The sequence below is a fragment of the Veillonella sp. CAG:933 genome, assembly GCF_000431435.1.
Lineage (GTDB): Bacteria > Bacillota > Negativicutes > Veillonellales > Veillonellaceae > Veillonella_A.
Window position 1 is genome coordinate 10,903 of record NZ_HF986238.1, and the last position, 14,380, is coordinate 25,282.

General features: G+C 45.5%; 16 protein-coding genes. 4 read left to right on the forward strand and 12 right to left on the reverse strand.

What is annotated here, in order from left to right; all coding sequences use genetic code 11:
- From eutJ to QZL64_RS12555, 11 genes are all read right to left on the reverse strand, one after another.
- A partial coding sequence (gene eutJ, locus QZL64_RS12505; protein WP_296309650.1) for an ethanolamine utilization protein EutJ occupies positions 1–527 on the reverse strand: 527 nt, incomplete at its 3' end.
- A 9-nt stretch (positions 528–536) separates the two neighbouring features.
- The gene (gene pduL, locus QZL64_RS12510; protein WP_021842296.1) at positions 537–1,160 is read right to left on the reverse strand and encodes a phosphate propanoyltransferase; all 624 of its coding nucleotides are present in this window, start codon (positions 1,158–1,160) and stop codon (positions 537–539) included.
- A gap of 73 nt (positions 1,161–1,233) precedes the next feature.
- Positions 1,234–1,503, reverse strand: coding sequence for a propanediol utilization microcompartment protein PduA (pduA, locus tag QZL64_RS12515; RefSeq protein WP_006555510.1), 270 nt, complete (start codon positions 1,501–1,503; stop codon positions 1,234–1,236).
- 72 nt (positions 1,504–1,575) lie between these two features.
- Positions 1,576–2,307: a BMC domain-containing protein gene (locus tag QZL64_RS12520; RefSeq protein WP_021842297.1), complete on the reverse strand. Its 732-nt coding sequence runs from the start codon at positions 2,305–2,307 to the stop codon at positions 1,576–1,578.
- Positions 2,304–2,681, reverse strand: a complete 378-nt coding sequence (locus QZL64_RS12525) for a glycerol dehydratase reactivase beta/small subunit family protein (protein WP_021842298.1) — start codon at positions 2,679–2,681, stop codon at positions 2,304–2,306. Before QZL64_RS12525 ends, QZL64_RS12520 begins: the two co-directional genes overlap by 4 nt.
- A gap of 3 nt (positions 2,682–2,684) precedes the next feature.
- Positions 2,685–4,511, reverse strand: coding sequence for a diol dehydratase reactivase subunit alpha (locus tag QZL64_RS12530; RefSeq protein ID WP_021842299.1), 1,827 nt, complete (start codon positions 4,509–4,511; stop codon positions 2,685–2,687).
- Between the two features lie 18 nt (positions 4,512–4,529).
- The gene (locus QZL64_RS12535) at positions 4,530–5,045 is read right to left on the reverse strand and encodes a diol dehydratase small subunit (RefSeq protein ID WP_021842300.1); all 516 of its coding nucleotides are present in this window, start codon (positions 5,043–5,045) and stop codon (positions 4,530–4,532) included.
- 10 nt (positions 5,046–5,055) lie between these two features.
- Positions 5,056–5,739: a propanediol/glycerol family dehydratase medium subunit gene (locus QZL64_RS12540; protein WP_021842301.1), complete on the reverse strand. Its 684-nt coding sequence runs from the start codon at positions 5,737–5,739 to the stop codon at positions 5,056–5,058.
- Positions 5,740–5,751: 12 nt separating this feature from the next.
- Positions 5,752–7,413, reverse strand: a complete 1,662-nt coding sequence (locus QZL64_RS12545; RefSeq protein WP_021842302.1) for a propanediol/glycerol family dehydratase large subunit — start codon at positions 7,411–7,413, stop codon at positions 5,752–5,754.
- A gap of 25 nt (positions 7,414–7,438) precedes the next feature.
- Positions 7,439–8,254 carry a propanediol utilization microcompartment protein PduB gene (gene pduB, locus QZL64_RS12550; RefSeq protein WP_021842303.1) on the reverse strand — a complete coding sequence of 272 codons (816 nt, stop codon included), beginning with the start codon at positions 8,252–8,254 and terminating at the stop codon, positions 7,439–7,441.
- The gene (locus tag QZL64_RS12555) at positions 8,254–8,541 is read right to left on the reverse strand and encodes a BMC domain-containing protein (RefSeq protein WP_021842304.1); all 288 of its coding nucleotides are present in this window, start codon (positions 8,539–8,541) and stop codon (positions 8,254–8,256) included. The genes pduB and QZL64_RS12555 overlap by 1 nt, the downstream gene beginning before the upstream one ends.
- 311 nt (positions 8,542–8,852) lie before the next feature.
- Here QZL64_RS12555 and QZL64_RS12560 point away from each other — a divergent pair, with 311 nt between their 5' ends.
- The 4 genes from QZL64_RS12560 (at position 8,853) to QZL64_RS12575 (ending at position 13,433) form a co-directional block, all read left to right on the forward strand.
- Positions 8,853–9,740, forward strand: coding sequence for a PocR ligand-binding domain-containing protein (locus tag QZL64_RS12560; RefSeq protein ID WP_021842305.1), 888 nt, complete (start codon positions 8,853–8,855; stop codon positions 9,738–9,740).
- A 160-nt stretch (positions 9,741–9,900) separates the two neighbouring features.
- A complete protein-coding gene (locus QZL64_RS12565) occupies positions 9,901–11,136 on the forward strand; it encodes a M20 family metallo-hydrolase (RefSeq protein ID WP_021842306.1) in 1,236 nt (411 codons plus the stop codon).
- 490 nt (positions 11,137–11,626) lie between these two features.
- Positions 11,627–12,910 (forward strand): sodium/glutamate symporter, encoded by a 1,284-nt coding sequence (locus tag QZL64_RS12570; RefSeq protein WP_021842307.1) that lies wholly within the window; start codon positions 11,627–11,629, stop codon positions 12,908–12,910.
- 259 nt (positions 12,911–13,169) lie between these two features.
- Entirely contained in the window at positions 13,170–13,433 is a 264-nt protein-coding gene (locus QZL64_RS12575; protein WP_296309653.1) for a hypothetical protein, read from the forward strand.
- Here QZL64_RS12575 and QZL64_RS12580 read toward each other — a convergent pair.
- Positions 13,422–14,378 (reverse strand): AEC family transporter, encoded by a 957-nt coding sequence (locus QZL64_RS12580; RefSeq protein ID WP_021842308.1) that lies wholly within the window; start codon positions 14,376–14,378, stop codon positions 13,422–13,424. The genes QZL64_RS12575 and QZL64_RS12580 overlap by 12 nt on opposite strands.
- Between the last annotated feature and the right edge of the window lie 2 nt (positions 14,379–14,380).

The following is a 14,380-nucleotide window of genomic DNA, read 5'->3' on the forward strand; positions in this document are numbered from 1 at the left end:
CCGCCGGTCGGTTCATCGGCGGTGTAACTCACTTTGCGCCGTTTAATCACGGTAATTCCCGTCGTGCCGCCGCCCACATCGACTACAGCACCATTTACCATATCAAGTACCAAGGCGGCTGCCGTCGGTTCATCATATATGGCGGTTACTTCAAAATCAGCGCCTTCAAGGACATGACTTACCACGTCTTTGTTTTTGCCTAAAGTACCGGGCGGTACGGCCGCTGCTGCTTTCGTTAAGGAGCAACCCAGTTCCGCTTCGGCTTTTGCTTTTAAACGCCGAGTTATGGTAACCGCCCCCACATAATCTACCACTAAGCCGTCTCTTACGGCCTGCGCGTATTCAAAAGCACCGTATACCGGTTGACCGCCCGCATCAACTACGGCAAGAACGATGGACGATGTGCCAAGATCGACGCCGACCCGTAAGGTATCAGCTTCCTTTTCTGAAATTGTGCGTGTCGCTCCTTCCTCAACGCATTGATTAAAAGCGGCCAATAGTTGATTTACTTCTTCAATACTGCGCATACTTGCCTCCTACCGTACTATTTTCGCCATCGTATGAGCATCCACTTGTGCCGCATTCGCCTCGTCCGTATCTAAATGCATTTCCGTCACATAATCAGGGGAAACGCGAATGATAACATCTTCGAAAACAGTCGTTCGTTCCGGTGTCACAACTCGTACCTTTACGGTATCGCCATTATTTACACCCAACTTTGGCGCATCATCGGCATTCACATGGATATGACGCTTGGCGATGATACAGCAAGGAATCGTAATTTGAGCGAATTCCGTTTTTAAGGTAATCGGCACCGCTTTATCAAGCTGACCGGATAACACAATCGGTGGTTTTACGCCCAGCATACGAGCATCAGTTTGCGAAATTTCCACTTGCGATGCTTTGCGAAGCGGTCCCAATAAACGAACTTTACCGATTTCATTCTTTGGACCCACAATAGTTACCACTTGTTCAGCCGCAAATTCACCGGGTTGTTTTAATTGTTTCTTGGACTGTATGGTCACATGAGGGAATAAACGGTCATAATCGGCTTGACTGAGATGAATGTGACGATTGGAAATCCCAATTGGGATTTCCGGCGTCTGCACATCTTGGATAATCTGGCGAATCAGCTCTTTTAAAGCATCTTTATCCATCATAGGTTATCCTTTGCTAATTAGTTAATCTGTAATCAGTGTTACTAATTCAAGTGTTTTATAAAAAGCAATGGCCTTATTTAACCAAGATGCTTTCTACATCGCTATGAGGGCGTGGAATTACATGAGTGGATACAACTTCGCCCACTTTAGCAGCTGCTGCGCAACCTGCATCAACAGCGGCTTTAACAGCGCCTACATCACCACGAACCATTACAGTTACCAAACCGGAACCGATTTTTTCATAACCGGTCAATGTTACGTTAGCTGCTTTTACCATAGCATCGGCTGCTTCAATAGCGCCTACTAAACCTTTTGTTTCTACCATGCCTAATGCATTATTCATTATAAATCCTCCTTTAATGGATCCTGCTTATCTGTAAATCTTGTGTTTTAACCAAAGTACTTACCTTTTGGGTTATTCTTTTGGTTTTGTAGTTGTTTTAGCTCGACTCGGCCGTTTCTTTGGCGTTGGTTTTACAACCTGCAGCAAGGCTTCTTTCGTTGTATCAACGGAAGGTGCCGCCTTGGTGGTTGCGGTTGGTTTTGTGTCAGACGCCTCAGTTTTGGCAGTTTCAACCGGTTTAACCGGTTCGGCCGCTTTAGCCGGCGCTTTTGTCGCCGTCGAAGTTGCTGCTTTTACCGGTTCTGCTTTAGCAGTTTCAGCCGGTTTAGCCGCTTCGGTTGCTTTAGCCGGTGTACGCTTCACCGGTTTAGCCGTAGAAGCTGTTGTATTAGCCTCAGCTTTGGCCGGTGCCTTACCAGGTGCCGCTACTTTAGTAGCCGCCACCGGTTTTACTTCGGTTTTTTCAGCGGGAGTCGGTATGTCCTCCTTCACAACTTCCGTTGCCTGAGGGTTCAATACCGGTTTACCGCCACCGCTTAACAGCATTGCGTCAATGCCTTCAGCCGGTCTTGGAATTACCTTATGAGCAATGTAATGACGTTCGTGTTTAGCTTGGGCTACCCCGGCTTGTACAGCTGCCTGAACCGCGCCTACATCACCGGTTACTTTAACGGTCATCCAACCGCCGCCACGTGCTTTTTCCACGTTCAAAATCGTTACATTAGCTGCTTTCACCATCACGTCAGCCGCTTTAATGGCCGCTGCGAGGCCTGCTACTTCCAAGAGTCCTAATGCTTCTTTCAAAATGCCACCTCCAATCCGGGGTCGGTTTTAAAAGGATTGCCTTTTACCAGGCGAGCTGCATTGGCCCCTAACGCTCGCATAGTTTGTTTTGCTTGTTTATAATTACGCAAACGATATATAAATTGATGAGGCGGTAAGTTTTTATAACTTAACACCAAAGTATCAGCACTGCAGCCTACTCCTACGGATAAGGCCGATGCATGAGAGGCTTCATCAGCCATAAGCAATATATCATCGCTTGCGGCACGTGCCTCTAAGCTATAGGGAATGCCTTCTTCTTCAATGCCGAACAAGAGATCCTGAATAGTTTCCACTGATACATTGGGGTGGTGATAAATCATAATGGTCGGTTTAGGTGCAATGATAACCTCCATAATTTATCCCCTCCGCTCTTTGGCATACGATAGAATCAAGCCGGTGGCCACCGCATTACGTGCCCCTTCGGTGCCGCGCACATTGCCGCGACCGGCTACCAGATTATAATGAGACAACGCATCCGTTACGAGCTGCGGCACTTCAAAGTCCAAAGCCGAACCGCCTACAATAACTACGAAAGGAATATCACGCACATTGTGCGTTGGGCTTACAGCCCGTAAGGCTCGCAGGGAATTGGTTACAAAAACACGTTCCTTCGCAGTTTGACGGACAATCTTGATTTTTTCCATTGATTGGTCCCCTTCGATAGGTACGAGTCCTTCGTCGGTTACAATTACCGTCTTGGCGAATAAATCGGCCGGTAACGGATCTTTAAAAAACTGCACATTGCCGTCTTCATGGCGGATATGATACACGCTGATTACTTTGGCTAATGGGAATTTCTTAATGCTTTCAGCTAAATGGATATCTTCCAGTCCCAATTCAGAGTTAATCAACATTGTTACCATATTGCCGGCTCCGGCTAAGTGAATAGCCGTAACCCGTCCGTCAGGTGACATAATCGAAGCATCGGTAGAGCCTGCCCCGAGATCCAGAATTGCCAACGGCGTTTCCGTACCCGGTGTAGTCAAAGCCCCGAGAATAGCCGATTCAGCTTCCTGACCGCCGATTTCTACAGGGATTTTAAGCTCCCGTTCTACTTCTTTGGCGATAATTTCCATCTGTAAGTGATCCGATTTAACCATGGAGGCAATGCCCACGGCCTGTTCCATAGAGAACTCACCGGCAAGGCCGCCTTTCACATTAATCGGTACCGATGTATCTACTGCCAGTAAATCTTCAATAAAAACATCATTTGGTGATTTATTGGTTAAGTCCGCCATAGTCTGACGAACTCGTTCCAGCATACCGCCCACATTCGTGCCCGCTTCACCGCATACATTGTCGATGTGGGACACTTGACCAAGGGTAGCCATAATCTGTTCGGCACCTGCTGAAATATCGATGGATACGGTACGTCCGTCGCCGGATGCCACAATGGACCCGGCAGGGATTACACGTTCTTTGACATCACCGGCAGGGGTTTTAATAACCACCGCCGAACGATTGCCGATAAGTGCTCTGGCGATAGGTACTATGTTCTTGGTCTCATCCGCTGTCAAGTTGAAAACTGTAGCAATACCGTAAGGATTAGACAATTGGGAAATTACTTTACCCGGTTCTACTACTTCCACTGCAGCCAACATACCAAGCGGTACTTTATCGACATAGGCTACTTCATCAATAATCGGAATCGGCTGTTGCAAACGGTTGGCTACGAGCACGCCGTCATCGGCCTGCAAGATAGCGCCCTTGATGCGATAGCCTTTTGTTACATACGCATTAATCAATTCGGCTACAAGCTGAAAATCTATTTCTTTCGGTACGACTACAATATAATCATCCGACATAGGTTTATCCAGCAATTGTAGGATATGAGCCGTATAGCCCACACCGATACCTAGACCGCCCGGAGTTTTCGGATTATGCCCAATCATGGTTGATTCGGTAATAATCGTTTCTGTAATCGTCTCCATCGCCACATCGCCAATAACCGGGGTAGCTTCATTGATACGAATTAAGTCAATGTCCTTAAGGGACAGGCCCGTTTTGGCAACCAGTTGACGAAGCGATTCAAAGAGTCCTTGAATATTATCCTTAGTTCCTTTGATCCCGGTCGTATTGGCAATCGCCGATCCGAGAAAACGAACTTCACCGGACTCGTGGATTTCCGCTAACGCTGATTCTGTTGTGGAATTACCTATATCAATACCAACGACTCGCTTCATACACAAAACTCCTAACTCTTAGTTATCACCTTTCAATTTCTTACGTTTTTCATAGTTTTCAGCCGCTTCACGAACGAATTCAGCGCAAATTACAGCACCGTATTCTTTTTCAAGTTCATCAGCCATAGCCAATAATTCCTGTTTGGAGGAACGGTATGGACGAAGGGCATTGTACATTTCCAATAAGCGTTTATCGCCTACTTTAGTCATTTCAGCAGCGCGGGAGAAGTTGTATTCAATCTGATCGCGACCGCCGGCTTTAGCGATTTGACCTTGTGCTTTTAAGATTTCAGGGCTGATACGCATATCATCCATAGAAACCTGACCGGCCATAACGGCATCCAAGGTAATATCATCTAAGGAACGATTGCCCACTTTAATCCATTCAGGATGTTTTTTAGCAATTGGGTAATCCGCTACTGTAGCAACGTGTTCGGTTGTGCTTGTCTGAGCTACGGCACTTACCGGAGAAGGGGTTCCCTTTTGCATATCTTCTAAAATTTTGCGAATCATCGCTTCCATATCTTGACTCATAAAGGCCTCCTTATAGGCTTACGCGGCATTCATCAGCCGGTTTACCTTTAACCACTCGTTTTGTTTCCTTAATGTGTAAAAGGGCTGACAACGCTTGATATTTAGGGCGTGCCATTTGATCGTTAAGCGTAGCTACCGGATTAGGGGATTCGCCCTTAGCGTATTTAGCTGCGTTTTTACCGATGGCGCGGTATACTTCTTCCGTAAGCAATGGTGCTTGTGGGAATAATTCCAAGTTGGATAACGGTTGTAAATCACGTTGGTGAATTACGGTAGTACCTTTGGATTGAATACCGATGCAAACGCCGGAACCGGATAAGCGGTCGCCTTCAACGGCTACGGCTGCTACGTCGGACGAACGATATACACGAACTACACGAGCTTTTAAGCCTTCTTCTTCAATACCGGCAACGAGTTGACGGATTACATTGCGATGTGGTACGCCTACGATAGTCGTGCGTTGGCTGCGACCGAATGCAGGACCTACAGCAATAACCACTTCATCAGGTGATGTATGGGCTTCAGCCGGGCCGCCGGTCTGAATCCAAGTATCATCTACGTCCTCTTCTTTAGGACGAGCCGGAGCCGCCGTTTCGGAGGAACCGGCAAAAGTAACAGGCTTGCTGGCGCTACCCATTTCTTTAAGCACTTCCATAATCAGTGCGCGTAAAACTTGCTCATTAACTTCAGCCATATTGATGCCTCCTTAAATATCACGCGGATCGATTGCGTTAGGAATATTTTTAATTACTTCCCAATCTTCGCCTTCCAAACGATAACCTGTGCCAACGCCGGCATAGTCGTTAGGATTGTTAATTGCTGAAATTACATTGAATTTATCGTCAAAAATAGCGGATGTCTGTAAGTAGTCACCGGCAATTTTCTGTTTCAACAAATTAAGAACGCTTTGGGCTAAATCATTGAAGCCGCGTTTAGCAAGACCTTTTACAAAGTCAATACCGGTAACGCCGCGATTCATAAGATCGGCAGCTGCTTTGATGTCAGCTACTTTATCGCGAGGCGGCATATCTTTGGAACCGTTAGCATAAGTAGCAGCTTCTACTTCTTCATCGGTAATAGCCGGTAAGCCGAGTTCAGCGAATAAACCTTGAAGCGCACGAGCTGCTTTATTACGAACAGCTACTACAGCATCTTCCGTAGCCGGTTTCAAACCGCCGTTAACTTTGAGGTCACGCTGAATGATTGTCCAGTCATCATAGTCTTCCGCATCCCAGTTGGAGCCGGCAAACATGTTGTCATAGTTTGGCGTGGAGCTGTAACCGGAACAGATGAAGTCAGTACCAGGGCAGAACTGCATGAGTGTACGAGCCGTACGACGTAAGTCGGAATGACTGAATGTCTGGTCATTACTGGATGCACATTCGAGGTCGAGCATAGCAGCGATCAAGTTTTCTGCCAATACCGCACGAATACCGGAAGGTACAGCTGCCGGAATACCGATACAGCTTACAGAACCGTTTTGGATACCTTGTACGCCGGCGCCTTTAGTAATGTAGAGGCAACGAGTTTCAAGGTATAACATGGATTTACCTTCTGCTTGACCCATCTGAACTTCAGAGCCTGTACCGGAAGTAAAACGCATTTTCAAACCACGGGAAGCATAAGCGGATGCTAAGAATGCTTTCGACCATGGAGTGTCATCACCATCGGTGAATACATCTTCAGTGCCGTATACGGAAATTGTTTCAGCATACGCTGTGAAACCGCGCATACCGAGTTCCAATTCAGTAGCTTCTTCCAAGGAGCATTGAGTCAATACGCCCGGACGACCGGCTTGGGAACCTACCAAGATACTGATAGCGTTAAGCGGTGCATAACGAGCAACCGCTACGGTTGTTTCTTCTTCGGCAAAACCGCGAAGTGCACCTTCAGCCGCATCAGCAGCGATTTGAACCGGGTTATCGTTAACGTTTGTTACGTGAGCCTGGTTAGCCATGGTGCGACGAGCACGCATTTTCTGCATACATTGCATCATTTCAACAACGTTGAAATTACTTACTACTTCAACCATTTTGGCCGGAGTCATGGATTTTGCAAGACTGGCGATTTCGCTGCGAGGTACGGTTGGTGTCAAAATCATGTTGGCGATTTTGCGGGAATCCATAGCCATAACTTCTTCAGCACGTTCCAAGCGGATTGCATAATTAGCAATAAATGTATCAATCAAGTCGAAATCTTCACGACGTTTGCCGTCAAGTTCTACAATTCGACCGTTTTCAATGCGGATACTAGGTTTAGGATCCTGCGGCGATTCCATGGCTATAAAGCCTTCTTCCACCCATTCTTTTACATAACCATCCTGGTTAACAGGGCGTTTGCTTAATACTTCAAAACGTTTTGATCTCATATGTCAAGCTTCCTTTCTATCGAAGTTAAATGTAAGAAGGAGCATCATTTTTAGGTTCGCTACCTAAAGTGCCTAATAATTCTTTACCGATTTCGCGAGCTGTAATAACAGCCTGACGAACTGCACCGGAATCACCGGAGATCTGTAAAATTACTTCGTTGGAGAAGCTTGTGCCGTTTGCAGGAGATGCATAGCCGATAACGTCTACGTTAGCTGCTTTTACAGCCACATCAGCCATTACCACGCCGATAGCTGCCGGAGCACCTACGATAAGGCCGAATGCTTTGCCTTCAGGAGCGCCGAATGCGGTGTTAATAGCATGGCTTGCGCGAGCTGTATATTGTAATTCGATGTGGCCTGCTTCATTAGCGTATACGTCGCCGAAAGTACGTTCAACTTCTTTAAGCGTTACTTCAACGGCACGTTTTACGTCGGAAACGTCGTCGCCACCGAATACGATTAAGGAACCGTGACCGGCGCCGCCTTTAGTGTCGCGCGCGAGTTCGATGCTTACGATTTCAGTGTTGGTAGCTTTTACGGCTTCATCAGCGGCCATAATGTGAGGGCCGGCACCGGTACGAGCACCTACAACACCGATTGAACGATATTTTTTTGTTAATTTCATGGCATCCAATACTTGTTGATCCACGTTAGCGATTACTAAACCGATAGTATCACCAAATTTTGCCGTGCCAATGAATTCTGTTAAACTGCAACTGTTCGCCATAATTTGTTCCGCTCCTTTGCTTTCACTTTGATTCGGGGTGGCTGCCGATAAGTTATCGGCTTTTTGTAAAACGCGTTTCAAAATCTCATCAACCATTTGATCCGTATTACTCATTAAGCTTCACCTTTTTCCTTTAAGATAACGCTTTCCACATCTTTGTGAGGCCGTGGAATTACATGCGTCGAGACAACTTGCCCTACTCGTTCGGCAGCTGCTGCACCGGCATCGACAGATGCTTTTACGGCACCTACATCGCCTCGTACCATAACGGTTACGAGACCGGAACCAATTTTTTCAGTTCCCACGAGGGCTACATTGGCGGCCTTTACCATGGCATCGGCGGCTTCAATAGCACCGACTAAGCCTTTAGTTTCAACCATACCTAGTGCTTCTTGCGACATACAATTCATCTCCTATCTTGGGCGCACATAAAACAAAAAATAAAAATTCAAATATTCACCACATTTTGCGGTTTTCTGTATACGCTAATTATACAAAATACTAGTATTCCATTTTTTAACACATTTTTACGAATTTTGATTTTTTTGTTCTACTTTTAACAATTTTTTGTTATAATTGGTATAACGATTAATCATAAAACCTCAGTAAGTTCTGTGTTTATCATGAGTTTTAGTTATTTGTTGTATTACTATTTTTTAATCCTTTTGTTTTGTACGCCCATACAAACAGAAAAGAGAGAGGGGTGGCAACGATGCCAACCGGTAATTTTAAGACAGAAACAACCATGATTAATGAGATCATGCGTGATTTTACAAACATTACGGAATTAGCAGCCGTATATGTAGATTTGCGCGGTCGTGTGCTTTCGTGCAAATACAACTTCAGTAATTTTTGCAAGTATATTCGCAGTCATCCTACATTGTCGCGTCTTTGCGCCTATTGCGACGCCTATGGCGGCCTCGAAGCATCCAAAGGACATTGCCCGTCTGCTTATCGCTGTCATGCAGGCATTGTAGACTTTTCTGTGCCCGTAATTCATGAAGGTCATTTACTGGGCTTTATTTGTGCCGGTCAAACAGCCGTAACGGATCCGCAGTTGCCACAAATTGCAGCACGCAGTGATTGGCAAAACGACACAACGGCCAAAATGTATTACCGTCAATTGCCCATTTATTCTACGGAAGAAATAAATAGTGCCTCTAAAGTATTGAACCTTATGGCCGGCCATTATTTCCCGGACATATTAAACCGCAGTCTTGATATTCCTGAATTACAAAGCAGTAAATCCGATGTACAGCATCATATGAAAACGTCGTATCGTCCGGAAATAAAAAGGGCTCTTGTTTATATCGACAAGCATTTAAACAACAACCCTTCACTACGGGATATTGCCTCCCACGTTTACTTAAGTGAATCCTATTTGTCCAAAATCTTTAAACAAGAAACGGGCATGTCCCTCGTGCAATATATTAATGAACGCAAATTGGAACAGGCCAAATTGATGCTTCGCGGTTCTGACTCATCTATCGAATCCATTGCTCGTAATCTGGGCTATAATCGAACCAGCTACTTCTGCAAGGTTTTCAAAGAAGCTACTTCGGAAACACCGCATTCCTATCGTCGTAAATACAGATTTTAAAAAATAGCTTTATAGCCAAAAGATTTTGCAAGAATTTCTAAACGTTCTTAGCAAAATATATCCGCAAATATGAAAGCAGTATTTAACTCACAATTGAATTAAATACTGCTTTTTTGCTAACTATAAATCATTATTCAATTTTTAATTTGTGGAGGCCCCCATGATTAATAAAGAACGCCTATTAGCACATCTCAACGCCATGCAAACCATAAGCACCATCGAAGGTGTGCCGGGAATCAATCGCATTGCCTTTACTGATGAGGATTGGCAGGGACGGAACTATCTCATAAAACAGCTGAAAGAGCTTGGTCTAAGCTTACGCATCGATGACTTCGGCAATGTCATCGGCCGTTACGAAGGTCATAATCCCGACGCCCCGGCCATCATGATGGGGTCCCATACCGACAGCGTGCCCCAAGGCGGTAACTACGACGGTCTTGCCGGTATCGTGGCCGCCCTGGAAGTTATCACCGATTTAAAAGAATCAAAAGAAATGCCGGAGCATCCGCTTGATATTGTCCTCTTCATGTGCGAAGAATCAAGCCGCTTTGGCAGTGCCACTTTGGGAAGCCAGGCTATGCGCGGTCAATTGAGTCTCGATCGTTTGCAAACATTGCGCGATAAAAAGGGACTCAGTCTCTATGAAGTACTCAAAGAACGCGGCTTTAATCCGGATACCCTTCCTCATGCAAAATTTACGACGCCCCTAAAAGCCTTTTTAGAACTTCATATCGAACAAGGCATTGTTCTCGAAAAAACAAACCACACCATAGGTATCGTAACCGGTATCGCTGCACCCACACGCTATAAGGTGCATATTCACGGCACCGCCGGTCATAGCGGAGCCACGCCTATGAATCACCGCCACGACGGTCTGTGTACAGCCGCCGAAATCATCCTTGCTGCCGAACGGATTGCTCAAAACAGCGAACCTATTCCGGTCGTAGCTACCGTCGGTGTTATCGAAGCCACGCCAGGTGTCATGAACGTCATCCCCGGCGAAGTAACCTTAGGTCTCGACATTCGCAGCATTTCCGCCGAAGCCAAAACGCGCGCTACCCAAGACATTCTGCACGCCATTTCACAAGTCGGCGCCCAACGCGAGATTCCTATCGACACCACGCTAATCGCCGATGAAATCCCGCTCATGGTCAAAGACTCTATGATTAAAGCCATGGAAACGGTGGCTCAAGCTAAACAGTACAATTATATGACCCTCTCCAGCGGTGCCGGCCACGATGCCATGAACTGGGGTGATTACACCGATGTAGGCATGATTTTCATTCCTTGTCGCGCCGGCGTAAGCCACAACCCGGCCGAAGCCATCGACATTCAGGATTTAGTAACCGGTACAAAATATTTGAAAGACCTTATCCTCTATTTAGACCAACAGTAATATACAAAATTTTCTATACATTTATACATTTTGTAGAGTATATAAAAATGTCCTTATATACTCTACTTTTATTTATTTTATTGTGTTTTTAAGGTAACTACATTTGTTTTTATGTGTATAATTAGTTATATTTTATGCACAAATAAACAACATATAGAATTTATAATATAATATATTTTATAAGAACTAAGGCACGAATTCTAATATATATCGGCTTAAATGCATTCTCATGATTTTTGTATACATAGAAGTTTACTGAAATTTTATTGTATTTTTACGCAATCACATAGTATAATATTATCAAGTTGAAATATTTATTAAAGGAAGGGCTTTTTCACTCGTAAAACTCTCCTTCCGTACTCATCATTTTCCAGTTTCATAATACCGGATGCCATCATTATTCCAATTAATTCAACTACTACGGTTACCCACCTGTATTATGAAGCCCCTTTTAATAAGGGAGTCAGCTTGCTTAAAGGAGGCGTTGTTTATGGGCGCAGAAGTCTTGACAGTCAAAATCAGTAGCGTACAAGCGGTCGCACTCGCATTTGTGACGTATTTCATCGGTTTATGGATTAAAAACCGAGTTCCCGTATTTCAAAAACTCAGCTTACCGACTGCGGTAATCGGTGGTCTACCGTTCGCTTTTATCCTTTCCGGTTTGCGTGTATACGGAATTCTACAAGTAGATTTTGACAACACCTTATCTACCGTAGCCCTCTTAGTATTCTTTACCACCATCGGTATGATGGCCAGCTTAAAACTCATCAAATACGGTGGCTTAGCTCTCATCTTATACTTAATTGTATCTTCCATTCTCGGTTTTGTTCAGAACCTCTTGGGTATGTCCATTGCCGGTGCCATGGGCATTGACTTCCACTACGGCATCTTGGCCGGTGCTGTTTCCCTCATGGGTGGTCTCGGTACCTCGGCAGCCTTCGGTCCATATTTTGAAACCACTTACGGTATTCCGGGTGCCACAACCGTTGCCATCACAGCAGCAACCTTCGGGATGGTAGTAGCCCTCGTACTCGGTGGACCTTTCGGCGAATTCTTAATCAAACACTACAAAATTAAAACACCGGGTACACAACATATCGATCCGGCCACAACGCCAAATGCAACTAAAAATATTCCGGCAGCCGATACTGATAATCCGGCAGCAGCTCAATTGGAACCGCATGTATTCGATATGTCTATTCTTGAAGAAGAAGAAACAACCGACGTAAACGGCGTATTAAAAGCAGCCGGCTTCGTATTCGTAGCCGTAGGTCTCGGTGCCGTACTTAGTGCGTACCTCAACACCATCATTACCTTACCTGCTTACATCGGTGCCATGCTCGTAGCAGCTGTTATCCGTAACATCGGCGATTTCTCCGGTATGTATCGTGTACAAGGCGGCGGCCTCAATGTAGTATCCGAAGTAGCCTTAACAGTTTACGTTACCATGGCTATCAACAGCTTGAAACTCTACGAATTGATTCACTTGGCTTTACCGCTCGTAGTCATCCTCCTTGCTCAGACACTTCTCATGATTGTCTTCGCATGGCTCGGTTACTTCTTGCTCTTTGGTAAAAACTACGACGGCGTTATGCTCGGCGTAGGCGGTATCGGTTTTGCCATGGGTGCTACTGCCAACGGTCTTGCCAACATGCAGTCCTTGGCTGAAAAATACGGTCCGTCCCCTAAAGCTTGGCTCATCGTATCACTCGTTGGTGCCTTCTTGATTGACTTCGTCAATGCCATTATTATTACGTGGATGGGGACTTGGTAAGAACGGCATAAGGTTCGTCCTTAAGCTCCTGATGGGCTCTACATCAGAGCTAAAAACAGCATAAACTTATAAAGAATGGAGAGGCTCCACATCTAAGGCTTGGTTTTTGCAAGCAAAAAAGACCCTTAGATGTGGACCTCTCCATTTCTTCTTCCCAGAGTACTTTATGTCTGTTTTTAGCGACGTAGAACACTCCATCAGGGGCTTTGCGCAAAGAACTTTATGCCTGTTCTTACCGGCGTTGGTGGGAGATAGAGGCTTGGTTTTGCAAGCAAAAAAGACCCTTAGATGTGGACCTCTCCATTTCTTCTTCCCAGAGTACTTTATGTCTGTTTTTAGCGACGTAGAACACTCCATCAGGGGCTTTGCGCAAAGTCCCTCTCCCCGTTATAAAACGGCGAGAGGTTTTCTGCGAAAAGAAGGCCGTGATACAATTTCTGAGAGTCTTTTTGCTGCGCAAAACCAAGCCTTAGAAATTGCATCACGGCCTTCGCAAAAAAGCTCGCGTGTTTTACTTAACTAATAAAATTACTATCGGCAATGTAACGGCCGACAGCACGGTGGTGGCGACGACTAGTTGGGTGGCGTATTCAGTTTCGGTACGAAGTACGCCCGCAATGAGTGCTGTGGTTACGCCGGCCGGCACAGCCGCGGAGATAACGAGGACTTGCATAACGAGTTCCGAAACGGGGCCGGCTATGAGTTCATAGGGCCAAATAACGAGCCAAGCCATTAATGGTCCCACAATCAAACGGACCGCGCTACCCCACATAACGTCGCGATTAAAGAAGTTGAACGGGGTTCTGGCCAGTTGTACGCCCAAAGTAAAGAGGGCCACCATGACGAGAGCGTTACTCACATTGGTAAGGACGGGCCAAAAGAATGTTTGATCCACGGGAATTTTACCGAAATTACAAATTAAAGCCAAGGCTACGGCGTAAATAATCGGCATTTTAAAAACTAATTTGACCGCATCAGTGCTACTCATTTTGCCCTGTCCCGCAAAATAAAAGCCAAGGCTGTTGGTCACGATGTTTTGCCAAACAAAGACAACGATTTGAATGGCGATAGCCGCCTGCAGCCATATAGGCGAGCCGTCTTGTAAAAACGGTTCATTGGAGTAGATAAATACAATAAGCGGCACACCAATGTTACCGCAGTTATTAAAGAGTACCGCATTGCGGAAGATACCGCTTTTTTCACGGGACAGGCCCAACATTTTTTCAAAAACCAAACTGGCCAGCCAGGTGGCCGCAAAACCAATCACCGTGAGCCACACTACTTGGGCACTTTCAGCGGTCACGTTGTAACTGTATGTATTCGTAAACAAAAATGCCGGCGCCACCACATAGAAGTTCATTTTACTGAGTGTATCAAGGTCCATGTGGAATTTTTTATCCATAAAATAGCCGATGAGGACCAATAATAATATAGGCAGAACCGTCGTCAGGAAAATATGCAAAATCATTT